19 protein-coding genes are annotated in these 24,015 nt (G+C 65.6%); 8 read left to right on the top strand and 11 right to left on the bottom strand.

Going from position 1 to position 24,015, the window contains the following annotated elements; genetic code table 11:
* Nucleotides 1-4: 4 nt before the first annotated feature.
* The 9 genes from P0R31_RS23755 to P0R31_RS23715 all read right to left on the bottom strand — a co-directional run bounded on the left by P0R31_RS23755 (nucleotide 5) and on the right by P0R31_RS23715 (nucleotide 9,201).
* The gene (locus P0R31_RS23755; protein ID WP_275516622.1) at nucleotides 5-1,120 is read right to left on the bottom strand and encodes a sensor histidine kinase; all 1,116 of its coding nucleotides are present in this window, start codon (nucleotides 1,118-1,120) and stop codon (nucleotides 5-7) included.
* Nucleotides 1,117-1,557 (bottom strand): response regulator, encoded by a 441-nt coding sequence (locus P0R31_RS23750; protein ID WP_275516621.1) that lies wholly within the window; start codon nucleotides 1,555-1,557, stop codon nucleotides 1,117-1,119. The genes P0R31_RS23755 and P0R31_RS23750 overlap by 4 nt, the downstream gene beginning before the upstream one ends.
* Complete coding sequence (locus P0R31_RS23745) at nucleotides 1,554-3,080, bottom strand: sensor histidine kinase (RefSeq protein WP_275516620.1); 1,527 nt, start codon at nucleotides 3,078-3,080, stop codon at nucleotides 1,554-1,556. Before P0R31_RS23745 ends, P0R31_RS23750 begins: the two co-directional genes overlap by 4 nt.
* 106 nt (nucleotides 3,081-3,186) lie before the next feature.
* Entirely contained in the window at nucleotides 3,187-4,545 is a 1,359-nt protein-coding gene (gene accC / locus P0R31_RS23740) for an acetyl-CoA carboxylase biotin carboxylase subunit (RefSeq protein WP_275516619.1), read from the bottom strand.
* An 82-nt stretch (nucleotides 4,546-4,627) separates the two neighbouring features.
* A complete protein-coding gene (accB, locus tag P0R31_RS23735; protein ID WP_275516618.1) occupies nucleotides 4,628-5,116 on the bottom strand; it encodes an acetyl-CoA carboxylase biotin carboxyl carrier protein in 489 nt (162 codons plus the stop codon).
* A 35-nt stretch (nucleotides 5,117-5,151) separates the two neighbouring features.
* The gene (aroQ, locus tag P0R31_RS23730; protein ID WP_275516617.1) at nucleotides 5,152-5,619 is read right to left on the bottom strand and encodes a type II 3-dehydroquinate dehydratase; all 468 of its coding nucleotides are present in this window, start codon (nucleotides 5,617-5,619) and stop codon (nucleotides 5,152-5,154) included.
* Nucleotides 5,620-5,845: 226 nt separating this feature from the next.
* The gene (locus P0R31_RS23725) at nucleotides 5,846-6,727 is read right to left on the bottom strand and encodes a DUF1236 domain-containing protein (RefSeq protein WP_275516616.1); all 882 of its coding nucleotides are present in this window, start codon (nucleotides 6,725-6,727) and stop codon (nucleotides 5,846-5,848) included.
* A gap of 208 nt (nucleotides 6,728-6,935) precedes the next feature.
* A complete protein-coding gene (locus tag P0R31_RS23720; protein ID WP_275516615.1) occupies nucleotides 6,936-7,703 on the bottom strand; it encodes a DsbA family protein in 768 nt (255 codons plus the stop codon).
* 97 nt (nucleotides 7,704-7,800) lie between these two features.
* On the bottom strand, nucleotides 7,801-9,201 hold the full coding sequence (locus tag P0R31_RS23715) for a M48 family metalloprotease (protein WP_275516614.1): 1,401 nt from the start codon (nucleotides 9,199-9,201) through the stop codon (nucleotides 7,801-7,803).
* A gap of 205 nt (nucleotides 9,202-9,406) precedes the next feature.
* Here P0R31_RS23715 and P0R31_RS23710 point away from each other — a divergent pair, with 205 nt between their 5' ends.
* Together P0R31_RS23710 and P0R31_RS23705 are read left to right on the top strand one after the other, a co-directional pair.
* A complete protein-coding gene (locus tag P0R31_RS23710; RefSeq protein WP_275516612.1) occupies nucleotides 9,407-10,594 on the top strand; it encodes a pyridoxal phosphate-dependent aminotransferase in 1,188 nt (395 codons plus the stop codon).
* A gap of 89 nt (nucleotides 10,595-10,683) precedes the next feature.
* Entirely contained in the window at nucleotides 10,684-11,241 is a 558-nt protein-coding gene (locus P0R31_RS23705; RefSeq protein ID WP_275516785.1) for a biotin transporter BioY, read from the top strand.
* A gap of 10 nt (nucleotides 11,242-11,251) precedes the next feature.
* Here P0R31_RS23705 and P0R31_RS23700 read toward each other — a convergent pair whose 3' ends face one another.
* Together P0R31_RS23700 and P0R31_RS23695 are read right to left on the bottom strand one after the other, a co-directional pair.
* Entirely contained in the window at nucleotides 11,252-12,484 is a 1,233-nt protein-coding gene (locus tag P0R31_RS23700) for an NAD(P)/FAD-dependent oxidoreductase (protein WP_275516609.1), read from the bottom strand.
* 66 nt (nucleotides 12,485-12,550) lie between these two features.
* Nucleotides 12,551-15,655 carry an Rne/Rng family ribonuclease gene (locus tag P0R31_RS23695; RefSeq protein ID WP_275516608.1) on the bottom strand — a complete coding sequence of 1,035 codons (3,105 nt, stop codon included), beginning with the start codon at nucleotides 15,653-15,655 and terminating at the stop codon, nucleotides 12,551-12,553.
* Nucleotides 15,656-16,360: 705 nt separating this feature from the next.
* Between P0R31_RS23695 and P0R31_RS23690 the strand changes: the two genes are divergently transcribed.
* The 6 genes from P0R31_RS23690 to P0R31_RS23665 all read left to right on the top strand — a co-directional run.
* The gene (locus P0R31_RS23690) at nucleotides 16,361-17,656 is read left to right on the top strand and encodes an N-acetylmuramoyl-L-alanine amidase (protein WP_275516607.1); all 1,296 of its coding nucleotides are present in this window, start codon (nucleotides 16,361-16,363) and stop codon (nucleotides 17,654-17,656) included.
* A 227-nt stretch (nucleotides 17,657-17,883) separates the two neighbouring features.
* Nucleotides 17,884-20,385, top strand: a complete 2,502-nt coding sequence (locus P0R31_RS23685) for a penicillin-binding protein 1A (RefSeq protein WP_275516605.1) — start codon at nucleotides 17,884-17,886, stop codon at nucleotides 20,383-20,385.
* 107 nt (nucleotides 20,386-20,492) lie between these two features.
* A protein-coding gene (prfB, locus tag P0R31_RS23680; protein ID WP_275516604.1) for a peptide chain release factor 2 occupies nucleotides 20,493-21,624 on the top strand; the annotation gives its coding sequence in 2 pieces (ribosomal slippage) (nucleotides 20,493-20,561 and nucleotides 20,563-21,624; 1,131 coding nt in all).
* Between the two features lie 2 nt (nucleotides 21,625-21,626).
* Nucleotides 21,627-22,511 carry an NAD(P)-dependent oxidoreductase gene (locus P0R31_RS23675; RefSeq protein WP_275516603.1) on the top strand — a complete coding sequence of 295 codons (885 nt, stop codon included), beginning with the start codon at nucleotides 21,627-21,629 and terminating at the stop codon, nucleotides 22,509-22,511.
* Nucleotides 22,512-22,850: 339 nt separating this feature from the next.
* Nucleotides 22,851-23,453 (top strand): DUF4337 domain-containing protein, encoded by a 603-nt coding sequence (locus P0R31_RS23670; protein WP_275516602.1) that lies wholly within the window; start codon nucleotides 22,851-22,853, stop codon nucleotides 23,451-23,453.
* A gap of 290 nt (nucleotides 23,454-23,743) precedes the next feature.
* On the top strand, nucleotides 23,744-24,015 hold a 272-nt coding region (locus tag P0R31_RS23665), incomplete at its 3' end, for a transposase (protein WP_275516601.1).

The following is a 24,015-nucleotide window of genomic DNA, read 5'->3' as shown; positions in this document are numbered from 1 at the left end:
CCGCTCAGCTCGCGGCAGCGGTGCTGGTCTTGGCGACGCTTGCGGGCATGCGGCCGAACTTCAGCACGACCCGGGTTCCGGAATGCGTGGGATCGCGCTCGACCGTGGCGTCGAGCTTGGTGGCCATGGCCGCGACGATGCGCTGGCCCATGCCGGTGGAGCGCGGATCGGCCTTGGCGTTGTCGCCGACGCCGACGTCGGTGATCGAGAGCAGGAGGTCGTCGCCTTGCGAGATCAGCTCGACATGGATCGGGCCGGCGCCGTCGGGATAGGCGTATTTCACCGCGTTCATCACCAGCTCGTTGACGATGATGCCGACAGCGACCGCACGGTCCGGATCGATCTCGATCGGCTCGGCCTTCAGCGTCAGGCGCGACATGCGGTTGCCCTCGGCCGACCGCCTGAGATCCTCGAGCAGCGAGTCCAGATACTGATTGAGGACCACGCTCTTGAGGTCCTGCGAGGTGTAGAGGCGGCGGTGCACCTGCGCCACCGCGGCGACGCGGCCCATCGCGTTGGTCAGCGCCGCCTTGACCTCGTCCTGCGCGGCGGAGCTTGCCTGCAGGTGCAGCAGCGAGGCGATGATCTGAAGCGAGTTGCCGACGCGATGGTTGACCTCGCGCAGCAGGAGCTCGCGTTCGGCGGCGAGCGCCGCGTAGCGGTCGCGCGAGGCGTGGATCTCGGCCTCGGCTTCCTCGCGTGCGCGCTGCAGCTCGGCCTGGCGCAGCGCGCCCTCGGCGGCGACGTGGAGGAGCGGGATGAAGTCGCCCTGGACGTCCTTGACCAGATAGTCGGCCGCTCCCGCCTTGAGCGCCGTCACCGCAATGCTGGAATCCTGCGACGCCGTGACGAACACGACGGGCGGCGCGTCCGGGATCGCCATGATCTGCTCGAGCGTCTCGAGCCCGTCGAGGCCCGGCATGTACTGATCGAGCGCGACGACGTCGATGCCGCCTTCGGTGCTGTTCTGGGCGGCGGCGCGGCGGATGTGCTCGAGCCCTTCCTCGCCGCTCGCGGCATGGACGACCCGGAAGCCGCGCCGCGTCAGGCCGCGATCGACCAGGCGCGCCAGCGCCCCGTCGTCGTCAATGTAGAGCAGTGTCGGCGTGCGCTGGTTCATGGGGCGGCGGGCGGAACCTGGATGACCGAGAAGAACAGACCGAGCTGCCGGATGGCGTTGGCGAAATTCTCGTAGTTGACGGGCTTGGTGATGTAGACGTTGCAGCCGAGCTCGTAGCAGCGCTTGATCTCCTGGGAATCGTCGGTGGTGGTCAGCACCACCACGGGCGAGGCCTTCAGGTATTTGTTCTCCTTGATCTGCTTCAGGATGTCGATCCCGGTCATATCGGGGAGGTTGAGGTCGAGCAGGATCAGGAGCGCGTTGCCCTTCTGCACGAGCCCGGAGCCGTCGGCGCCGAACAGGTGCCGCATGGCGTCGGTCCCGGTGGTGAAGGAGACGATCTCGTTGTTGACGCCCGAGCGGCGGATGTTGCGCTCGATCAGACGGGCATGGCCCTCGTCGTCCTCGACCATGATGATGGTGACAGGCTGGGTCATCGATCTCTGTTCCGGTTGCTCACGTTCCAGGCGATCGGCAGCGTGATCGTGAAGGTGCTGCCCGTGTTGAGTTCCGATGATACCGACATGGTGCCGCCGAGGCGACGCACAAGTGCACGGACATGGGCAAGACCAATGCCCTGGCCGGGCTTGTCCTGGGTTCCCGCGCGGCGGAACAGGTCGAATATCCGCTGGTGGTCCTTGGGATCGATGCCGCGGCCGTTGTCGCTGACCTCGAAGATAGCGTAGCCGAGCTTGGTCCGCCCGCGGATTCTGATCTCGCCGGGCACGCGGGGCTTGAGATATTTGATGGCATTGTCGATCAGGTTGGAGAAGATCTGCTCGAGGGCGAGACGGTCGCTCACGAGGGCCGGCAGGGGCTCGACGTGAATCTCGGCCTGCGCCTCGGCGGCCTGGTGCGCCAGCGTCGTCACGATGGCCTCGATCAGCTCGCGCGTGTCGACCTTCACCGGCTGGAATTCGCGCCGGCCCTCGCGGGTGAGGTTGAGGATGGCCGAGATCAGCCGGTCCATCTTGGCGATCGACGATTTGATGAAGCCGAGCGCTTCGGAGAAATCCTCCTGGAGCTGCTTGTCGGCGCCCTCGAGCGCGATCTCGCCCGGCCCGGCGGGCGCGAGCGGCGCCCCTTCCGCAGGGGCGTGCGAGAGGCTGCCGATGCGGCGGAAGATGTCGCCGCCGAGCTCTTCGAGCTCGCTTGTGAAGCCCATGATGTTGACGAGCGGCGAGCGCAGATCGTGGCTGACGATATAGGCAAAGCGCTGGATCTCGTCGTTGGCTTCGCGCAGATCCGCCGTGCGCTCGTCGACGACAGCCTCCAGATTGAGGTTGGCATCGCGCAGCCGCGCTTCGGCTTCATCGCGCACGCGTGCCGAACGCCGCACCAGCCAGATCGAGATCAGCGCCAGCACCACAACGAGGCCGGAGCCGATCCCGGTCATCGAGGCGGCGAGGGTCTGGCTGCGGTCGGAGTTGACAGTGCGAAGACGGAACAGCCGTTCCTCTTCGCGAAGCATCCCCGTCGCGACTTCGGCGATGGCGGCCGTGGTATCGGCAGAGGCCAGTTCGCTAACCAACGCTGCTGCCTTTTCCGGCTGATCCTGACGGATGAACTCCATCTCCTGCGCGAATTGGCCGAGGCGCGTCTCGATCGCCGAACTCAGCGTTTCGATGCTCTTGCGCTGCTGCGGATTGTCGCCGGTCAAGCGTGTGAGCCTGTCGAGCGCAGGCACGATCGCTGCCACGGCCTTGTCATGGTCTGCCTTGAAATCCGATCGTCGGGTCAGCAGGTAGCCTCGGGCGGTGCTTTCCGCACGCCGGATTTCCAGCAGGAGGGCGTTGATCTGGTTTTGAGCCTCGATGGTGTGAATCACCCATTTGCTGTCCTCGCGCGCCTTGTTGACGAGATAGACGGAGCCGGCGCTGATCGCGGTCAGCACAAAAAGACCCGCTGCGAACAGCAGGATCTGCCAGAACGCGCGCCGTCGCTGGCCTTCAGCCGTCACGACGGTTCACCTGTCTGCAGGCAATGGAGTTCAAAACGCCCCCTTGGAACTGGCCCCAACCTTCCAGAACGCAATTGGAGGCAAGGGGTTCCATGAGAGGATGTGATTATCGCGGCGCTGGTTCCACCTTGCCGGCCAGGTACTGCTCCAGCCAGTGGATGTGGTAGTCGCCGTTGATGATGTCGGCTTCGCGCACCAGCGCGCGGAACAGCGGCAGCGTGGTCTCGATGCCCTCGACCACCATCTCGTCCAAGGCGCGGCGCAGCCGCATCAGGCATTCGGCGCGGGTCTTGCCGTGCACGATCAGCTTGCCAACGAGGGAGTCGTAATAGGGCGGGATGGTGTAGCCCTGGTAGACGGCGGAATCGATCCGGACCCCGAGGCCGCCGGGCGGATGATATTGCAGGATCCGGCCCGGCGAGGGGCGGAAGGTCTGCGGATTCTCGGCGTTGATGCGGCACTCGATCGCATGGCCGATGACCTGGACCTCGTCCTGCCTGGCCGGCAGGTCGCCGCCGGCGGCGATGCGGATCTGCTCCAGCACGAGGTCGATGTCGGTGATGCTCTCGGTGACGGGATGCTCTACCTGGATGCGGGTGTTCATCTCGATGAAGTAGAACTCGCCGTCCTCGAACAGGAATTCGATGGTTCCGACGCCGAGATATTTCATCTCGCGCATCGCTTGCGCGCAGGTCTCGCCGATCTTGGCCCGCGCGGCGGCGGCGAGCACGGGCGAGGGGCCTTCTTCCCAGACCTTCTGGTGGCGCCGCTGCAGCGAGCAGTCGCGTTCGCCGAGATGGATTGCGCCGCCGCGGCCGTCGCCCAAGATCTGGATCTCGATGTGGCGCGGCTTCTGCAGGTATTTTTCCAGGTAGACGGAGGCATCGCCAAAGGCGGATTTGGCCTCGTTGGCCGCCGTCGACAGCGCCACCTGGAGATCCGCCTCGCTGTGCGCGACCTTCATGCCGCGGCCGCCGCCGCCCGCCGCCGCCTTCACCAGCACGGGGAAGCCGATCTTCCTGGCGATCGCCATCGCATCGTCGTCGGGACCGACGGCGCCGTCCGAGCCGGGCACAACGGGAATGCCGAGGCGCTTGGCGGTCTTCTTGGCCTCGATTTTGTCGCCCATCAGGCGGATGTGCTCGGCCTTGGGACCGATGAAATGCAGATTGTGCTCGGCGAGGATTTCCGCAAAGCGCGCGTTCTCGGACAGGAAGCCGTAGCCGGGATGCACGGCATCGGCGCCGGTGATCTCGCAGGCCGCGAGCAGGGCGGGCACGTTGAGATAGCTGTCCTTGGACGCCGGCGGCCCGATGCAGACGCTCTCGTCCGACAGCCGCACATGCATGGCATCGGCGTCGGCGGTTGAGTGCACGGCGACGGTGGCGATCCCGAGCTCCTTGCAGGCCCTGAGGATGCGAAGGGCGATCTCGCCGCGGTTGGCTATGAGGATCTTGTCGAACATGTTGTCCTGCAGCGAATGGCGAGTGGCGAATGGCGAGTAGGGAAGGCTGACGCCATTCGCTATTCGCTATTCCCCATTCGCGTCACTCAATGATCACCAGCGGCTCGCCGTACTCGACCGGCTGGCCGTCCTCGACCAGGATCTGCGTCACCGTGCCGGCGCGCGGCGAGGGGATCTGGTTCATCGTCTTCATGGCTTCGATGATCAGCAGGGTCTGGCCGACCGAGACCTTGGAACCGACGTCGATGAACGGCTTTGCGCCCGGCTCCGGCGCCCAATAGGCGGTGCCGACCATCGGCGAGGTCACGGCGCCGGGATGCTTCGACAGATCGGCCGCGGCAGGGGCCGCGGGGCTTGCTGCCACCGGCAGGGCGGCCGGAGGAGCCGTCACCTGCATCGGCATGGTCGCGGCAACGCTGATGTTGCGGGCAACGCGCAGGCGCAGACCCGCTCGCTCGATCTCGATCTCGGTGAGGCTGGTCTCATCGAGCAGAAGTGCCAGCTCGCGGACGAGAGCGGAATCCTCGCTGGAAAACTTTGCGGCTGCTTTGTCGTCTGGCTGGCGCGCCATGTTGTTTGATCCGAATGTTCTGTTGGAAGGGAGCGTCAGACGTTGGGCTTGATGCCGAGCTTGGCGGCAAGGCCCTGGATGGCGAGGCGGTAGCCCTCGATGCCGAAACCGCAGAGCGAGGCGAAGGCCGCGCGCGCGGTGTAGGAATGGTGACGAAAACTCTCACGGGCGTGGATGTTGGTCACATGCACCTCGACCGTCGGAATCTGCACCGCGAGCAGCGCATCGTGCAGTGCGATCGAGGTGTGGGAATAGCCGCCGGCATTGATGATGATGCCCTTCATCCTGCGCGCATGCGCCTCGTGGATGAAATCGATCAGCTCGCCTTCGCGGTTGGACTGCCGGCAGTCCGCCTTCAGGCCGAACGTCGCGGCCGTGTCCCGGCACAGCGCCTCGACGTCGGCCAGCGTCGCATGGCCATACTTGTCGGGCTCCCGGGTCCCCAGCATGTTGAGGTTCGGCCCGTTCAGGACGAGGATCGTGTCGGTTGCAGGTTCGGCCATTCCAATCCCGGAAGAGGTGTTTCGGCGTGGCGGGGGTTATAGGTAACAAAGCGCGTGAGGGGAAGCCTTGAAGGGCCTCAGGGGCGGGTTCAACCGCCTCATCCAGTGCGCAAAAACCTGTGCGGAAACTACGGAAATTGCTTGTTAACCAGGCGGAAGCGTGGCTGCCGGGCGCATGCAAAGGGGCGGGCAAGCTGCCCGCCCCCGAGATTGCCGGTGTCCGGCCTTAGACGTTCAGGACGGCCACGATCTCATAGGTGTCCGGATCGATGATCACGATCTCTTCCCGGACCAGGACGTACTTGTAGGCCCGCCACTCCGGATAGATGCTCACGACCCGCGACGGCAGGGCGTGCAGGGTAATGCCCTCCCGCGGGATGCGGGTGCCCACCGAGATCGAGAAGTTCACGTTCGTCACCGGGGCGACGCGCTGCTCGCGGATCACGGACGTGATCTGAGTCCGCTGCTCGGTCGAGAGCTTGGCAGCGGCGCCCGCCTGGCCAACCGTGGTCGAGCTCTGGCCCTGGACGTTCTGGGTCGAGCTGGTGCCAGTCTGGCCCTGCGCGTTCTGGTTCGTGCTCGTGCCGGTCTGGCCTTGGACATTCTGGTTGGTGCTCGTGCCGGTGCCCTTCTGGGTCTCGGTGGTCGAGGTGCCGCTCTTGCTGCCCTCGGCCTTCATGTCCTTCTGGTCCTTAGCTCCGGACTTGCCGGTGTCCTGGCTCATGCTCTTGGACTTGTCCTGCTGGGACTTGTCCATCTGACCCTGCGCGCGGTCGTCGGTGCGCTGGCCCTTGGTGGTGCCAGACTTGTCCTCGGCCGCGTTCTTGTTCATCGCGCCGCCGGAGGGGCGTTCGTCCTTCATCGCGCCGGACTTGTCTTCGGACTTCATCGCGCCGGAGCCGCCGGCCTGGCCAACGGTCCCCTTGTCATGGCTCATGGAATCCCGGCCCATCGACCCGCCGCGCTCGGCTGCGCCGCCGGAGGGTTGGGACTGCTGCATCTGCTGCGAGCCAGCGCCGCTGTCGCGGCCCTTGTCTTGTGCGTTCGCCAGACCGGTACCCGCCACGAGCGCGACTGCGGCAACCGAAATCATAAAGCGGTTCAACATCGAAATTCTCCTCACCTGTTCATTCGCGTCATTGCCCGCGCCGACAACGAAAGGAGATTTGAGTTGTTCCGGAACTTCGACTGTTCCGCGGCATTTGTTTGTTGAACGCCAGATGAATGACTTTGCACGAAAGCGCCAACGTTCCGCGCAAGAAAAAAGGCCGGCATGTCTGCCGGCCTTCGCTCTTTTCAATATCGTAAACGTGTGATCAGCAAGTCGCCTTGCCGCAACGGGCAATGCCGATCTTCTCCTTCAGGCTTTCAACACCGACGGCACCAATCACGATCTGCTTGCCGATCACGTAGCTCGGCGTACCGTTCATGCCCATCGCTTCGGCGAGCTTGAAATTCTCCTCGAGGGTGGCGCGCACCTCGGGGCTGGCGATGTCCTTCTCGATGCGAGCCGTGTCGAGACCGGCTTCCTTGGCGGCTTGCATCGCGCGGGCCTTGTCGGCGGCGCCGCGGCCGCTGAGCAGCTTCTGATGGAAGTCGAGATATTTCTTGCCGGAGGGATCCTGCATGCGCACGGCGACCCCGACCTGCGCCGCTTCCACCGAGCCCTGGCTCAGCACCGGAAATTCCTTCAGCACCACCTTCAGCTTCGGATCGCCCTTCATGATGGTCAGCATGTCGTCCATCGCGCGCTTGCAATAGCCGCAATTGTAGTCGAAGAACTCGACGAAGGTGACGTCGCCGTCCCTGTTGCCGAGCACGACCTGGCGCGGCGAGTTGAAGATCGCTTCGGCGTTCTGCGCGATGCTGGCTTGGTTCTTCTGCGTTTCGGCCGCGGCCTGGCGCTTGCTGAGCTCGGCCATGGCCTCCTCGAGTACCTCGGGATGGCTGACGAGATAGTTCTTGATGATCTTCTCGATCTCGGTGCGCTGGCTGTCGGAGAAACTGTCGGCCGAGGCGGGCTCGGCTACGCCGAACATGGCGAGCGCGAACAGGGCAGGAGCGAGCAGGCGCAGCGAAGGCATAGTCAAATCCTCTCATCCAAAGCAGGTTTCGAGAAACGTCCCGGCGGATTCAAGCCCGGTGTCGTGACGTCGTGGTCGGGCGTCGTTCGAGTTTGCGTCAGTTGCGCGGCGGCTTCGCCGCCACGATGTCGTCGGCCTTGACCCATCCGGGGGTGCCGACGGCGAAACGTGTTTTCGCGCGCGTGGCAAGCTCGCGGGCGGTTTTGTTGTCGCCGCGCAAATATGCGGCCTGGGCCGAGGCGAGATCTGCCTCCGCATAATCTCCCTTCCGGCCATAGGCCATCGCGAGCTGGGTATAACCGAGCGCCGCCTCGGGCTCCCGGGCCACCGCGGCGCGGAGAATCCGAACGGCATCGTCGGTGTAGGCCTTATTGTCGGTTCCGACCAGAGCCTGCCCAAGTAACATCTCGATGAGGGGGGCGTTGTTCGAGAGGGCGACGGCCTTGCGCAAGGGAGCGATCGCTTCGGCCGCCTTGCCGCTTTCCAGGAGCGCCTGGCCGCGCACCTCGTAGAAATACGGGTTGTTCGGCTGCACCTGGATCAGCGCGTCGATCTGGGCGAGCGCGCTGCGCAGATCACCGTGCAGATAGGTGCTGATGGCGCGGGCATAGCGCGCCGGCAGGCTGTCGTTGGTCTGGGGATAGCGGCGGTACACCGTCTCCGGCCGCTCCATGAAGGCGGAGATCTTGGCGCGGACCATGTCGTGCCGAAGCTGGAGCGCGGGATCGTCCTTCTTGTTCCAGTAGGGGCTGGAGCTTGCGAACTCCTGTAGCGCGGCGACGCGCTCGGCCGGCATCGGATGCGACTGCAGGTAGGGATCGGCACCGCGCGCGGCGAACAGGCTCTCGCTGGTGAAGCGCTTGAACGTCTCGTACATGCCCTTGGGCGATTGCTGGGTCGCAGCCAGGAATTTCACGCCGGCGCGGTCGGCATTCTCCTCCTGCTGGCGCTGGTAGGACAGCAGCGTGCGGCGGATCACCTCCTGCGGAGCGGCGATGGCGGCCGCGCCAGCATTGGCGAGCCCGTTGTTGCCTACGCTGCTGCGCTGCGTGCTGCCGGCCGCAATCGCGCCGGCGCCGAGCAGCATCGCGATGATCATCTGGGTCTGGGCGGCGGCGAGCTGCTCGCGCAGCTTGGACAGATGGCCGCCTGCCAGATGTCCGGTCTCGTGCGCGAGCACGCCGATGATCTGGTTCGGCGTCTCCGATTGCAGGATCGCACCCCAATTGACGAAGATGCGGCGGCCATCCGCGACGAAGGCGTTGAACGAGCCGTCGTTGATGATCACCATCTGGATGTTGTGCTTCTCCAGACCCGCAACGCGCAGGATCGGACGCGTGTATTCGCGCAGCAGCTGCTCGGTCTCGGTGTCGCGCAGGACCGGCGGCCCCTTGGCCTGTCCGCGCGCGGCCGTGAACGGCGTCAGCGCGATCGCCGTGGCCGTGACGAGGGCGGTGAGGGCGGAGGCCGTCTTGCGCAATGCGATCTGGAGCGACATCAAGCGGTCTTGGTCAAAAGGGGCTCGGTCAAGTGATCTTGGTCAAGCAGTTCAGTGATTGGTTTTGGCGATTGGCGGCGGACCGGATACGCGATATGCCCTTGTGAGCGGTGCCCTTATGAGCCGTACAATGCGGCCAGTCTGGGGCACAAGCGCCCCGTTTACGGACCGGACGGACCGGTTCGCCAGCCAATAGCAGAAATCGATGCGCGACGCGACATTGAGGAACCGGGTGGGGCAGTGGCTCGAGCCCTCCCGCCGCAGCGATGTTCCCCCGTTCATGGTGATGGACGTCATGGCCGCGGCGGCCCGAATCGAGGCGGCCGGCGGTCATGTGATCCATATGGAGGTCGGCCAGCCCGCGGCCGGCGCGCCCAGGACCGCGATCGCGGCCGCCCATGCGGCGCTCGAGGCCGGACGAATAGACTATACGTCCGCGCTCGGCATCCCCAGTCTGCGCGCGCGCATCGCGCGCCATTATCGCGACACCTATGGCTGCGATGTCGGCCCCGAGCGGATCGTGGTGACGACGGGCTCATCGGGCGGCTTCATCTTGGCCTTCCTTTCGATGTTCGAACCTGGCGATCGCGTCGCCGTGACGGTGCCGGGCTATCCGCCGTATCGACATATTCTGACCGCGCTCGGCTGCGAGCCGGTGCTGATCGAGACCACGAACGAAACGCGTCACGCGCTGACCGGCGAGGCCCTGCTCGCGGCGCATCGCAAGGCGCCGCTGAAGGGTGTTCTGGTCGGTAGCCCCGCCAATCCGACGGGCACGATGATGTCCCGTGAAGCGCTCGCCGGCCTGATCGCGGCCGCGGAAGATGCCGGCATCCGCTTCATCTCCGATGAGATCTATCACGGGCTCGATTACGCGTTGCCGGCCGTGACGGCGGCCGCGCTGTCCGAGCACGCGCTCGTGATCAATTCGTTCTCGAAGTATTTTTGTATGACCGGTTGGCGCGTCGGCTGGATGGTGGTGCCTGAAATCCTGGTGCGGCCGATCGAGCGGCTGCAACAGAACCTCTCGATCTCGGTGCCCGCGCTGTCGCAGATCGCAGCGGAGGCCGCCTTCGACGGCGCGGCCGAGATGGAGGCGATCAAGCACGGCTATCAGGAAAACCGGCGCGTCCTGATCGATGGTTTGCCCAAGGCCGGACTGACGAGATTCCTGCCGGCTGACGGCGCCTTCTATCTCTATGCCGACGTCTCGGACTTCACCTCGGACAGTTTCGAATTCGCAAAGCAGATGCTGGAGCAGGCGCGTGTGGCGACAACGCCCGGCCTCGACTTCGACCCTGTCCACGGCCGTTCATTCATCCGCTTTTCCTATGCACGTTCGCTCGATGAGATGCGGGAGGCAGTTGACCGGATCGCTCACTGGCTTAAATAGCCGCCAGTTTGGACAGCCCTCCGGAGTTCGACGTGCCTGACCGTTCCACCCCGTCCGCCGCAACGCCACATTCTTCTCTCGCCGCATTGATGTGGCCGACGCAGCCGGGCGAAGCCGTCGGGACGCTGCGTGCCGTCGTGCTGATTGCGCTCGGCACCGCGCTGATGGCGCTGTCAGCCAAGGTGAATCTGCCGCTGCCCTACGTCCCGATGACGCTGCAGACGCTGGTGGTGCTGATGATCGGCGCCGCCTATGGCTGGCGCCTGAGCAGCGCAACCATGATCGCTTATCTCGCCGAAGGCGCGCTCGGGCTGCCGGTGTTTGCCGGCCCCGTGGGTGGGATCGCGCCGCTGGTCGGCCCGACCGCGGGCTATCTGTTCGGCTTCGTGCTGGCTGCGTTCGCGACCGGCTGGCTCGCCGAGCGCGGCTGGGATCGCAGCGTGATGCTGCTGTTTGCAGCGATGGCCGTTGGCCACATCGTCATTCTCGCGGCCGGATTCGGCTGGCTGGCATTCGGCCTTGGTCTCGGCGCCGCCAAGGCCTGGCAGGTCGGCATCGTGCCGTTCATCGCGGCCTCGCTGGTCAAGAATGCGCTCGGCGCGACCCTGATGCCGGCGGCGCGCCGGATTGTCGAGCGTCGCGGATAGGACGCGCTCGCTAAAATCGCTCCGGCCGATACGGCGTGGGATCGACCGCAGGCGTTTCGCCGCTCATCATCTCCGCGAGCAGGCGTCCGGTCGCAGGGCCCAGCGTGAAGCCCTGATGGCCATGGCCGAAATTCATCCAGAGGCCGGGGTGGCGCGGGGCGGGGCCGAGCACCGGGAGCATGTCGGGCGTGCAGGGCCGCGTGCCGAACCACGGATCCGGCTCGACCCGCTTGCCGAGGTCGATCAGCTCGCGCGCCGAGGCTTCGGCGCTGGCGAGCTGCACTGGTGTTGCGAGTGCGTCCGCGCCGGTCAATTCGGCGCCGGTGGTGATGCGGATGCCCCTGGCCATCGGCCCCATGGCGTAGCCACGGGCCTTGTCGACCAGCGGCAGGTCGAGCGAAGCGCCGCCGCTGTAATGCATGTGGTAGCCGCGCTTGCGCACCAGCGGGATGCGATAGCCGAATTTGTACAATAAATCAGGCGACCACGGCCCGAGCGTCACGACGGCGTGCGCAGCGTCGATGCGGCCTTGGTCGGTGTCCACCGACCAGCCGGTCGCGGTCTGTCGCAGCGACTGCGCATCACCGAGCACGATCCTGCCGCCGAGCCGTGCGAACAGCTCGGCATAGGCCGTGACCAGCGCGCCGGGATCGGACACGGTCCAGGTGTCGAGCCAGTGGATCGCGCCGGGCAGATCGTCGCGCAGGATCGGCTCGGCTCTGGCAAGCTCGCTGCCCGACAGCACGCGATAGTTCACGCCGAAGTCGCGCTGATCTTCCTCGGCGGCCTTGACCGAGAGATCCAGTGAAGCGGCATCGCGAAACAGCGCTCGGTAGCCGGCGCGGCGGATGAGATTGTCGGCATGCGCCTCGCGGATCAGGATGTCGTGCTCGGCCGTTGCGTAGGCGATCAGCCGTGCCCACGCCTCGATCGCCTCGCGATGCCGCTTCGGCGCCGAATGCCACCAGTAACGGAGCAGGGGCTCGATGTGGAGATGCAGCGAGGAGAGGCTGTAGCGCACGTCGTTGGTGCGGCCGGTCGCGATCTTCAAAAGCGAAGCGAGGTCGCGCGGCATCGGATAGGGGCGTACCGCCTCGGCCTGGATCATTCCGGCATTGCCGTAGCTGGTCTCGCGGCCCGGCTCCCTGCGATCGATCAGCGTCACCGACCAGCCGCGCCGCTGCAGATGCAGCGCGGCGCCGACTCCCACCATGCCGCCGCCGAGAATGATCGCGCTTTGCATCGCAACTGACCTCATCAAAACAAAACCGCCCGGTTGGGCCGGGCGGTTTCAATTCCATTTGTCCCTTTACTCGCCGCCGCCGAAACGACGTGACCACCAGCCGGCACGACGTGGGGCGGCCGGGGTTTCGCTTGCCGCCTCCGGCGCGGGCTCAGATGCCGGCGCGGGTGCAGCAACCGGCTCGGTCGCCTCCGCCGCCGGTGTTGCGGGCTCCGCTTGGCTGCTCGCCAGGAAGCTCACCTTTTCGCGCACGGTGGAGCGGCGCCGCGCGGACCTGTCGCCGGCTGGCTCTTCGTCCGGCGTTGCGGTCGTCGCGGCGGAAGCGGGCTCCGGCTGGGCCGGCGCCTCGGTCTGGATCTCGGCGTGCGGCTCGGGTTCCGCAACTTGCGGCTCGCCGGTCGGCTCGGCCTGCGCGATCGAGGGCGAAGCCTGGCTGCCGAGGCCGTCGAAATCGGCCACCGCGTCGGCAGCTTCCGGCGGCGGGTTGGTGCCGAGCTCGTCGCTGATGGAGCCGGCAAGACCTTCCTCGCCGGCACCGCGACGGCGGCGACCGCCGCGGCGACCACGCCGGCGCCGGCGATCACCGCTGCCCTGCTGTTCGCCACGGGCGGCCTGTTCCTCGCCTTCCTCACCGTCCTGCTCGGACTCGGTCTCCTCCTCGCTTTCGCCGGCGATCATCGCGGGCTCAGGCACCGTCGGCGCCGTATCCTCGCGCAACTCTCCTTCGCGCGGGCCGCCGCGGCCGCGCCGGCGTCGACGGCGCTTGCGGCGCTGGCCGTCCTGCTCCGAGGCTGCCTCGCCGCCAGCCTGCTCGTCGGCAAGGCCTTCGGTCTCGTCGGTTTCGACCTCGGATTCCGTCTCCAGGTCGAAGCCGTCCTCGTCGTCATAGGCCTCTTCGGCCGGTGCCGGCGGGCTCGCAGCGGCTTGCGCAACGAGCAGCGCCTTGGCGGCTTCGAGCGTATGCACCTGCTCGCCGCGGTCGATCACATAGGCCTGCGGGCCGCTGACGCTCGCGTCGGCGATCACCGACAGCGTGACCTTGAAGCCGTTCTCGAGATCGCGCAGATGGCCGCGCTTGTGGTTCAGCACATAGAGCGCGACGTCGGTGCGGGTGCGGACCACGAGATTGTGGGTGGCGCCCTTCATCAGGATCTCTTCGAGGCCGCGCAGGAGCTGCAGCGCCACCGAGGACACCGAGCGGACGTGGCCGGTGCCGCCGCAATGCGGGCACGGATCGGTCGAAGATTCCAGCACGCTGGCGCGGATGCGCTGGCGCGACATCTCGAGCAGGCCGAAATGCGAGATGCGGCCGACCTGGATGCGCGCGCGATCCTGCCTGAGGCAATCGGACAGCTTGCGCTCGACCGCGCGGTTGTTGCGCTTCTCGTCCATGTCGATGAAATCGATGACGATCAGGCCGGCGAGGTCGCGTAGGCGCAGCTGGCGGGCGACCTCTTCAGCCGCTTCCATGTTGGTCTTGAGCGCGGTGTCCTCGATATGGTGCTCGCGCGTCGATCGTCCCGAGTTGACGTCGATCGAGACCAGCGCCTCGGTCTGGTTGATGACGATGTAGCCGCCGGAGCGCAGCTGCACGGTCGGCGAGAACATCGCATCGAGCTGGCTCTCGACGCCCATGCGCGAGAACAGCGGCTGGCCGTCGCGATATTGCTTCACCGCACCGACATTGGCGGGCATCAGCATCTTCATGAAGTCGCGGGCCTCGCGGTGGCCGGCTTCGCCGGCGACCAGGATCTCGTCGATCTCCTTGTTGTAGAGGTCGCGCAGCGAGCGCTTGATCAGCGAGCCTTCCTCGTAGACGAGGGTCGGGGCCTGCGATTTCAGCGTGAGGTCGCGCACCGTCTCCCACATCCGGATCAGATATTCGAAGTCGCGCTTGATCTCGGGCTTGGTGCGGGCGGCGCCCGCGGTGCGCAGGATGATGCCCATACCCTCGGGCACGTCGAGGTCCTGCACCACTTCCTTCAGGCGCGAGCGGTCCTGCGCGCTGGTGATCTTGCGGCTGATGCCGCCGCCGCGTGCGGTGTTCGGCATCAGGACGGCGTAGCGGCCGGCGAGCGAGAGATAGGTCGTCAGCGCCGCGCCCTTGTTGCCGCGCTCTTCCTTGACGACCTGCACCAGCATCACCTGGCGGCGCTTGATGACTTCCTGGATCTTGTACTGGCGGCGCGGGCGGAAGGTGCGCTCCGGCACTTCCTCCAGCACGTCGTCGCCGCCGACGGACTCGACGACTTCCTCTTCGGCATCCTCGCCGTCCTCGTCCTCGTCGTCCTCCTCCTCGGCTGCTTCCAAGGCGTCCGCTTGCGGGGCTTCCGTGCTTTCGCCGGCGGCGTAGACGGCATCGGCCGGTTCGGCGGCCGATGTCACGGCTTCCGCCAGAGGCTCCGCCTGCGCTTCCGCGGCGTGAGCTTCGGGAGCGGAAGTCTCGAAGCTTGGAGCCGGCTGCGGCTCGGCAACGGTCTCGACCGCGGGCTCGGCGCCGACCGCCGCGACAGGCGCGGACGTCTCGTCGGCGTGTTCATGTTCGTGATGATCGCGCTCGTCCTCGCGGCCGGGGGCATCGTCGCGAGCGTGATGGTGCTCGTCATCGTGGGCATGACGATCTTCGTCATGATCATGGTCGCCATGATCGTGGCCCTCGTGCTCGCCGTGATGCTCGCTATCGGCGTGCAGATGCTCGCCCTCGGCATGCTCCGGCAGCGCGGCGCCTTCGACCGGCTGGGCGGCGGGATCGGCGCCGGCCTCGAGACCTTCGATGATGTCGCTGCGCACGCGCTCGCCATGACCGCGGCGGCGGGCATTGCGGTGCCGCGAGCGGCGACGGCCGTGCGAGCGGTTCTCGCTCTCTTCCTCGGCCTCGCGATGGGCCTGTTCCTCGGCCTCGATCAGCGCCTGCCGGTCTGCGACCGGGATCTGGTAGTAGTCGGGATGGATTTCGCTGAAGGCGAGAAAGCCGTGGCGATTGCCGCCATATTCGACGAAGGCGGCCTGGAGCGAGGGTTCGACCCTTGTGACCTTGGCGAGGTAGATATTCCCGCGCAGTTGCTTGCGTTGCGCAGTCTCGAAGTCAAACTCTTCGACGCGATTGCCGCGGACCACGACGACCCGGGTCTCCTCCGGGTGGGTGGCATCGATCAACATCTTGTTGGGCATGTCTTAACTCTTGGCGGCGGCGGACGCGATAAGCCGTGGGCGCGTATCGCGCCGGCGGGTGACGCGACGGTCCACCTGATTCGGGGGTGAGGGGAAGGCCGAAACGCCGTCTCTCGCGCCTTGCCGAACCGGAAGCGTCAGGACCATTGCGACGCGCGGGATTGTCACTCCGCAGCGTCGCGAATGCTCCTTCAGATTTCGTCGGCACAGTCTGGCGCATCAAGCGTCGGCCCGTATGAAACACTGGGCGGCGAGGCCGCCCTTCAATCAGTTGCTGCTGGCCAGGCACGGCGCGAGCGCGCTCGCCTTGGGGATCACGAACCGCCCCCTTGGGATCAAGGGACCGGGTAATGGGTTACGCCGCTGTCAGAACCGTCCCGGCAACATGAGAGGTAGCCCGAGACCGTCCGCCGCCGGGGCTCGACCCGCTCCACCTCGCTGCCGCGCACCGCGCTGGTCATAGAGGGAAGCGGAAAACGCTGGAATTCTCAAACGTTGAGAGTTCCGGCGCTGCACCGGGAGGCTGAATGCGACACAACCGGAAATATCGGCCGTCAGCATTCCGTACATACGAGGAATGAGCCATCCGTGCAAGGGAGCGTCGCACGGCGGTCACAGTCGCCGAGTTTCGCATTTCCGTCATTAAGGATCGATTAACCCTGTGGTTCTATTGCGTTAAGAGAGCTGCTCGGAGGCACGGAATCGGTGGCGAGCCGCACAAATCGACGGGTTTTGCTAGGGGGCGTGTTGCTGTGCATCGCGGCATTGCCGTGTGCTGATTCCTCGCGCCTGATCGCCGCCGAGAGCCGGTTGCAACCCGCTGCCGTTGCGGCGAATTTTCCGGTCGCCTCGGCCGCCCGCCTGGCCGGCGACGGCAAGCAGACCCGCTTCATTCTCGACCTCGACCAGACCGTCACCTTCCGCGCCGTCACGCTGGCCGACCCCTACCGCGTGGTGGTCGACGTGCCGCAGGTCAATTTTCAGCTGCCCGCCGGGACCGGAAGCGGGGGACGGGGGCTGGTCAAGGCCTTCCGCTACGGGCTCGTCATGCCCGGCGGCTCGCGAATCGTGTTCGACCTGACCGGGCCGGCGAAGATCGCCAAATCCTACGTGCTGGAGGCGGCCAACGGCCAACCGGCCCGGCTCGTGCTCGAGCTGGAGGAGGTCGACCGCACCGCCTTCGTGTCGTCAAGTGCCCCCGAAAACCGTCCCGAGCTGCGGCCCGCGATCGCTGAAGCGCCGCCTGCCACGGTTCCCAGTGCCGCGGCCCCGGATGGCGCGCAGCAGAAGGCTGATACTCGCCCGGTGGTGGTGATCGATCCCGGCCATGGCGGCATCGACAACGGGACGCAGTCGAGCGGCGAGAGCGAGAAAAACCTGGTGCTGGCCTTTGGCCTGGCGCTCCGCGACAAGCTGGAAAAAGCCGGCAAGTACCGCGTGGTCATGACGCGGGACGACGACACCTTCGTTCCGCTCAATGACCGCACCAAGATCGCCCGCAATCTCAAGGCGGCCTTGTTCGTCTCGATCCACGCCGATGCGCTGCCGCGAGCGGAGGGCGATGCACAGGGCGCGACCATCTATACGCTCTCCGACAAGGCCTCCGACGCCGAGGCCCAGCGGCTGGCGGATGCGGAGAACCGCGCCGATGCGATCGCCGGCTTCAACCTCGCGGAGGAGCCGACCGACGTCGCCGACATCCTGATCGACCTCACACAGCGGGAAACCCGCACCTTTTCAAACCGTTTCGCCCGCCATTTGATGAGCGAAATGAAGCAGACGGTGCGAATGCACAAGCATCCCCTGAAATCCGCCGGCTTCCGGGTCCTGAAGGCGCCCGACGTGCCATCGGTGCTGGTCGAGATCGGCTACGTCTCCAACAAGGGCGATCTCGAGCAGCTGGTCTCCGAGGGCTGGCGCTCCCGCGCCGTGGGCTCGATGGCCCAGGCGATCGATGGGTTTTTGACCAAGCGGATGGCCACGGCGGGGACGTCGAACTGAGCCGGTTTGTTCCTCCCGGCCCAAAGGCCCTAGTTTGGCCACAGCGGACGCTTTATAGAAACCGGTAGAGGGTTCCGGAATCGGCGAGAACCTGTTCGGCAAGCGTCTTAAGTCCGGCCTCGATGTGATTGCGTAAGCCGGTGAATTCGCGGCGTGAGGTTGGTGCCGTTTTGTGTGCCAAAGGGCTGATACTGGGCTGATCCAGAGTTTGAACGGATAAACAAATAATGCGCTTGCTGGTGCGGTTCATGGGCTTCCTGTTCGCCGCGGGAACAGTGGTGTTCCTTGTTGGCGTCGGGGCCGTGGCAGGCCTGATCTGGCATTTCTCCAAGGACTTGCCGGACTACTCTCAGCTTCAGGATTACGAGCCGCCCGTTATGACGCGTGTGCACGCGGTCGACGGTTCGCTGGTCGGCGAATACGCCAAGGAGCGGCGGCTGTATCTGCCGATCCAGGCGGTGCCGAAGCTCGTGATCAACGCGTTCCTCGCGGCCGAGGACAAGAATTTCTACGAGCATGGCGGCATCGACTACACCGGCATGGCTCGCGCAGGCCTGCTCTATCTGCAGAACTACGGCTCCAACCGCCGTCCGCAGGGTGCGTCCACGATCACGCAGCAGGTCGCCAAGAACTTCCTGCTCACCAACGAGGTCTCCTTCTCCCGCAAGATCAAGGAAGCCTTGCTGGCGATGCGCATCGAGAAGACCTATTCGAAGGACAAGATCCTCGAACTGTATCTCAACGAGATCTATCTCGGCCTCGGCGCCTACGGCATCGCGGCGGCCTCGCTGGTCTATTTCGACAAGTCGGTGAACGAGCTGACAGTGGCGGAAGCGTCCTATCTGGCGGCGCTGCCGAAGATGCCGGCGACGCTGCATCCGGTCCGCAACCGCGACCGCGCCATCGAGCGCCGCAATTACGTGATCGACCGTCTCGTGGAAAACGGCTGGATCAAGCAGGCCGACGCCGACAAGTCGCGCAAGGAGCCGCTCGCCGTCACCAGCCGTTCCAACGGCGCCCACACCTTTGCCGGCGAATATTTCGCCGAGGAAGTCCGCCGCGACATTTTCGAGCGCTACGGCGAGAAGAAGCTCTACGAGGGCGGCCTGTCGGTTCGCACCACGCTCGATCCGAAGATCCAGGTCATGGCGCGCAAGGCCATGGTCGCCGGCCTCGTGAATTATGACGAGCAGCAGGGTTATCGCGGCGCCATCAGCAAGCTCGACATTTCGGGCGACTGGGGCGTGAAGCTCGCCGAGATCAAGTCGCTGTCCGACATCTCGCCTTGGCGCATGGCGGTGGTGCTGGAGACCAGCGATCAGTCGGCACGGATCGGCTTTCAGCCTGGCCGCGAGCTCGGCGGCGCGGTGAGCAAGCAGCGCGAGACCGGCATCGTCACGGTCGACGGCGTGCGCTGGGCGCGGCCGCTGCAGGGCGGCACGAGAGGCAAGACGCCGACGGCGGTGTCGCAAGTGCTCCAGCCCGGCGACGTCATCTATGCCGATCCCCTCTACAAGGACGGCCACCCTGTCGAGGGCCAGTACCGGCTTCGCCAGATTCCGGAAGTCTCCGGCGCGATGGTGGCGATGGATCCCTGGACCGGCCGCGTGCTCGCGATGGTCGGCGGTTTCTCGTTCGACCAGAGCCAGTTCAATCGCGCCACGCAGGCCTACCGGCAGCCCGGTTCGTCGTTCAAGCCGATCGTCTATTCGGCCGCGCTCGATAACGGCTACACGCCTTCGACCGTCGTGCTCGACGCGCCGATCGAGATCGACCAGGGGCAGGGCGCCGGCGTGTGGCGGCCTGAAAACTTCTCCTCGGGCAAGTTCCAGGGACCGGTGACGCTGCGCAATGCGCTGCGGCAATCGCTCAACACCGTGACGGTGCGCCTCGCGCAGGACATCGGCATGCCCCTGATCGGCGAATATTCCCGCCGCTTCGGCGTCTATGACGAGCTGCCGAACTATCTGTCCTACGCGCTCGGCGCCGGCGAGACCACGGCGATGCGCATGGTCACGGCGTACTCGATGCTCGCCAATGGCGGCCGCCGCGTGAAGCCGACGCTGATCGACCGCATCCAGGACCGCTACGGCCGCACCATCTTCAAGCACGACCAGCGCGAATGCCGCGGCTGCGACGCGCCGGGTGGCTGGAAGAACCAGCCCGAGCCGCAGCTGATCGACCGCCGCGAGCAGGTGCTGGATTCCATGACCGCCTATCAGATCACAGAGCTGATGGAGGGTGTGGTGCAGTCCGGTACGGCCACGGTGATCAAGGAGGTCGGCAAGCCCGTCGCCGGCAAGACCGGTACCACCAACGAGGCCAAGGACGCCTGGTTCGTCGGGTTCTCGCCGGACATCGCAGTCGCAGTTTACATGGGCTATGATAAGCCGCGTCCGCTCGGCAAGGGCAATGCGGCGACCGGCGGCCATCTCGCGGCTCCGATCGTGCGTGACTTCCTCAAGCTCGCGCTCGCCGACAAGCCTGCGGTCCCCTTCAAGGTGCCCGCCGGCATCAAGCTGGTCCGCGTCGTCGCCAAGACCGGCATGCGCGCCGGCCCCGGCGAGACCGGGGGAACCATCCTCGAAGCCTTCAAGCCGGGCACGGCGCCGCCGGACAATTATTCGGTCATCGGCGTTGCCGACGCCGAAGGGCGCGGCATGCCGGTGCAGCAGCAGCAGCCGGATTCCGGCTTCCTCTTCCGGCCGGGCACCGGCGGGTTGTGGTAGGCCGCGGATAAGGCCGACGATCACGGTTCGGGCGGTTGCGCTTTGCGACCGCCGCCGCTACATCCCCTCTCGAACTGCACGCGGGATTCCGCAAGACAGAGAACGATATGCGCGCCGAAATCGAACGGTTGGTAGAAGAGATCAAGCAGTCAGTCGGGCTGCTGAGGAGGCATCTTTGACGTCGAGAAATCGACGGCGCGCCTCGCTGAGCTGAACAAGCTCGCAGAAGACCCCAATCTCTGGAACGACCCCCAGAAAGCCCAGAAGCTGATGCAGGAGCGGACCTCGCTGGAGGATTCGCTCTCAGGCATCGGCAAGGTCGAGCAGGAGCTCGAAGACGACATCGGCATGATCGAGCTCGGCGAGGCCGAGGGCGATGAGGGCGTCGTCGCGGAAGCCGAAGCTGCGCTGAAGAACCTGAAGAAGGAAGTGGCGCGGCGCGAACTTGAGGCGCTGCTGTCGGGCGAAGCCGACCGTTTCGATTCCTACCTCGAAGTCCACGCCGGCGCCGGCGGCACCGAGAGCCAGGACTGGGCGCAGATGCTTTTGCGCATGTACACGCGCTGGGCCGAAACCCACGGCTTCAAGGTCGAGTACCTCGAAGAGTCCGAGGGCGAAGAGGCCGGCATCAAGTCGGCGACCATCCAGGTCTCCGGGCACAATGCCTATGGCTGGCTGAAGACCGAAGCCGGCGTGCACCGCCTGGTGCGCATCTCGCCATTCGATTCCAACGCGCGGCGGCACACCTCGTTCTCGAGCGTGCAGGTGTTCCCCGTCATCGACGACAGCATCAAGATCGACATCAAGGAATCCGACGTCCGCGTCGACACGATGCGATCGGGCGGTGCCGGCGGCCAGCACGTCAACAAGACCGAATCCGCGGTGCGCCTGACGCATATCCCGACCGGCGTTGCCGTGGTCTGCCAGGCCGGCCGCTCCCAGCATAAGAACCGGGCGCAGGCCTGGGACATGCTGCGCGCGCGGCTCTACGAGATCGAGCTCAAGAAGCGCGAGGAGAAGGCCGCCGCCGACCAGGCCGCCAAGACCGACATCGGCTGGGGCCACCAGATCCGCTCCTACGTGCTGCAGCCCTATCAGATGGTGAAGGATTTGCGCACGGGCGTGCAGACCTCCGACACGTCGGGCGTGCTCAATGGCGAGCTCGACGAGTTCATGGCCGCGACGCTGGCGCAGCGCGCCTTCGGCACCACCGCCGGCGACGTCGAGGACGTGGACTAGCCATGCCCCGCGTCGCCTTCATCGGGCTCGGGCGGATGGGCCATGGCATGGCCGGCCGCTACCTCGATGCCGGCTTCACGGTGACGGTCTGGAATCGCAGCAAGGCAAAGGCCGCGGACCTGATCGCGCGCGGCGCGATCTGGGCGACCTCGCCGGAAGACGCCGCGATCGATGCCGACGCGGTCGTGACCATGGTCGCCGACGACGAGGCCTCGCGCGCGGTCTGGCTGGGGCCGCAAGGAGCGGCAAAGACGGCGAAGGCCGGCACCATCGCGATCGAATGCTCCACCGTCTCCTATGACCATGCCCGCGAGATGGGCCGTGAGCTCAACGCGCGCGGGCTGATCTACATCGATTGCCCCGTGACGGGATTGCCGGACGCGGCGGCGGCCGGCAAGTTGACGCTCTTGGTTGGCGCCGACGCGGCAGATCTCGAGCGCGCGCGGCCGTATCTGACGCCGATCGGCTCGACCATCCGCCATTTCGGCGCGGTCGGCTCCGGCACGGTCTACAAGCTCATCAACAATCTCATGGGCGCGATCCAGATCGCCGGCCTCGCCGAGGGCCTTGCGATTGCCGAGCAGGCCGGGCTCGACATGAACCTGGTGCTGGAATCGATCCAGGCAGGCGTGGCCGCGAGCCCGCAGGTAGCGCGTCATTCCAAGCGCATGGTCGCCCGCGATTTTTCCGGCGCGACGTTCACGGCGGCACTGCGGCACAAGGATGCCGCTTATGCGGTGAAGCTCGCCGAAAGCCTGCTCGCAGGCAAGCCGCTGGTCGCGCGCGCCGCAGTCGAGGCCTACGCGCAGGCCAAGGCAGCGATGCCGGATGACGACGAAGGCAGGATGATCGAGCTGGTGTCGCGGCCAAAGACGCCTGCCTCATAACTTCGGCCTGGCAACGCAAAGCGGAAGACTCCGACCTTGCAGGTGTTCGGCGGCTTCTGACCCGGACCGGCCCGTTTGTATTGGCCCTGCGGCTGTTTCGACCTCATATTGATCGACTTCTCTGCCGTAAAGGCGCGCCGTTCTTGCGACGCTTTTACTGAAGCACTCCGAACGTTTGCGTAAACCTTGATCGGTGCGTGGGAATTGCCAATCCCTTCGCATGACCGATCGCGCCTGCCGCATTCTGCGGAAAAATCAACGTGCTCGTGCGTCGCGATAGTGACATAACGCCGTTGTTTATCGTGCCTGCGCTTTTTAGGACCGAGGAGGAGCCGATCGATGAAAGCCGAAGACGCCGCGGATATGATGGATCAGGAGAAGGAGAACGACCGCTTCAAGCAGCGCGCGGCGGTCGGCATCGCCATTCTGGCGATGCTGCTGGCCATCACCGGGCTTGGCGGCGCCAATGCCGGCAAGGAGGCGACCAACAACAACATCTATGCCGCGAACCACTATGCCTTCTACCAGGCCAAGAACATCCGCCAGACCGACTATAACCTCGCGGCCGACGCGATCGAACTGGCGTTCCTGCAGGACGGAAGCCTCAACCCCGAGGCCAGGACGGCCCTGAAGGCAAAAGCGGAGGCCTATCGCAAGACGGCGGCACGCTACGAGTCCGAGCCCGAGACGCAGGAGGGCAAGAAGGAATTGATGGCAAAGGCCAAGGAATACGAGAGCAAGCGCGACCATGCACTGAAGCAGGATCCCTACTTCGACTACGCCGAAGCTCTTCTGCAGATCGCCATCGTGCTGATCTCGGTCTCGATCGTCGCGACGCTGCCGTGGCTCGCGATCGTAGGCGGCATCGTCGGTGCCGCGGGTGGCCTGCTGATGGTCAACGGCTACACACTGGCAATTGAGATACCGTTTCTGGCAGCATAGAGATCCGCACGCGGTTGGCGGTGCAAGTGCTGTTAGCGCGCTGGATGTTCATGAGGTTGGGAAGCAGGCGGGCGCGGGCCTTTGATAGGTCCGCTTGTGGCCTGTAGCTGGCCTTCACGACGATGACCGCTGAGGGCCCTTAGGCGAAGATGGAGGCGACGTTCAGTACGACCGTAGTCGGGGCCAGACCAGACATCGCGCGCTCGCGGGCAAACCGACGCTTCTGACCCTGGCTGTGTGAAAACACTGGACTGCTGTTATGATTCTCCTGTGATTCTTTGGGGGAATCGATGAGGCGCTTCGTTGAAGAGGCGGATCGTGGGCAGCGGACGCTGTTGCCCGAATGCCTCGATGACTTCATTGACGAGAGCAACCCAGTTCGCGTGATCGACGTATTTGTCGATGCGCTCGGTTTGGCTGAGATGGGCTTTGAGGGTGTGGAGCCGGCGGCCACGGGTCGGCCGTCGTACCATCCCTCGGTGCTCCTTAAGCTTTACATCTACGGCTATCTGAACCGGGTACAGTCGAGTCGGCGGCTGGAACGAGAGGCCGGGCGCAATGT

It is taken from the genome of Bradyrhizobium yuanmingense, from assembly GCF_029167105.1.
GTDB lineage: Bacteria > Pseudomonadota > Alphaproteobacteria > Rhizobiales > Xanthobacteraceae > Bradyrhizobium > Bradyrhizobium yuanmingense_A.
This window is presented reverse-complemented; position numbering and strand designations above follow the sequence as displayed.

What these genes read in the sequence shown, in the direction of transcription:
- P0R31_RS23755 (WP_275516622.1), bottom strand. Translation starts at nt 1,120, where the DNA reads ATGAACCAGCGCACGCCGACACTGCTCTACATTGACGACGACGGGGCG.
- P0R31_RS23750 (WP_275516621.1), bottom strand. Translation starts at nt 1,557, where the DNA reads ATGACCCAGCCTGTCACCATCATCATGGTCGAGGACGACGAGGGCCAT.
- accC (WP_275516619.1), bottom strand. Translation starts at nt 4,545, where the DNA reads ATGTTCGACAAGATCCTCATAGCCAACCGCGGCGAGATCGCCCTTCGC.
- accB (WP_275516618.1), bottom strand. Translation starts at nt 5,116, where the DNA reads ATGGCGCGCCAGCCAGACGACAAAGCAGCCGCAAAGTTTTCCAGCGAG.
- aroQ (WP_275516617.1), bottom strand. Translation starts at nt 5,619, where the DNA reads ATGGCCGAACCTGCAACCGACACGATCCTCGTCCTGAACGGGCCGAAC.
- P0R31_RS23725 (WP_275516616.1), bottom strand. Translation starts at nt 6,727, where the DNA reads ATGTTGAACCGCTTTATGATTTCGGTTGCCGCAGTCGCGCTCGTGGCG.
- P0R31_RS23720 (WP_275516615.1), bottom strand. Translation starts at nt 7,703, where the DNA reads ATGCCTTCGCTGCGCCTGCTCGCTCCTGCCCTGTTCGCGCTCGCCATG.
- P0R31_RS23715 (WP_275516614.1), bottom strand. Translation starts at nt 9,201, where the DNA reads ATGTCGCTCCAGATCGCATTGCGCAAGACGGCCTCCGCCCTCACCGCC.
- P0R31_RS23710 (WP_275516612.1), top strand. Translation starts at nt 9,407, where the DNA reads ATGCGCGACGCGACATTGAGGAACCGGGTGGGGCAGTGGCTCGAGCCC.
- P0R31_RS23705 (WP_275516785.1), top strand. Translation starts at nt 10,684, where the DNA reads ATGTGGCCGACGCAGCCGGGCGAAGCCGTCGGGACGCTGCGTGCCGTC.
- P0R31_RS23700 (WP_275516609.1), bottom strand. Translation starts at nt 12,484, where the DNA reads ATGCAAAGCGCGATCATTCTCGGCGGCGGCATGGTGGGAGTCGGCGCC.
- P0R31_RS23695 (WP_275516608.1), bottom strand. Translation starts at nt 15,655, where the DNA reads ATGCCCAACAAGATGTTGATCGATGCCACCCACCCGGAGGAGACCCGG.
- P0R31_RS23685 (WP_275516605.1), top strand. Translation starts at nt 17,884, where the DNA reads ATGCGCTTGCTGGTGCGGTTCATGGGCTTCCTGTTCGCCGCGGGAACA.
- P0R31_RS23675 (WP_275516603.1), top strand. Translation starts at nt 21,627, where the DNA reads ATGCCCCGCGTCGCCTTCATCGGGCTCGGGCGGATGGGCCATGGCATG.
- P0R31_RS23670 (WP_275516602.1), top strand. Translation starts at nt 22,851, where the DNA reads ATGAAAGCCGAAGACGCCGCGGATATGATGGATCAGGAGAAGGAGAAC.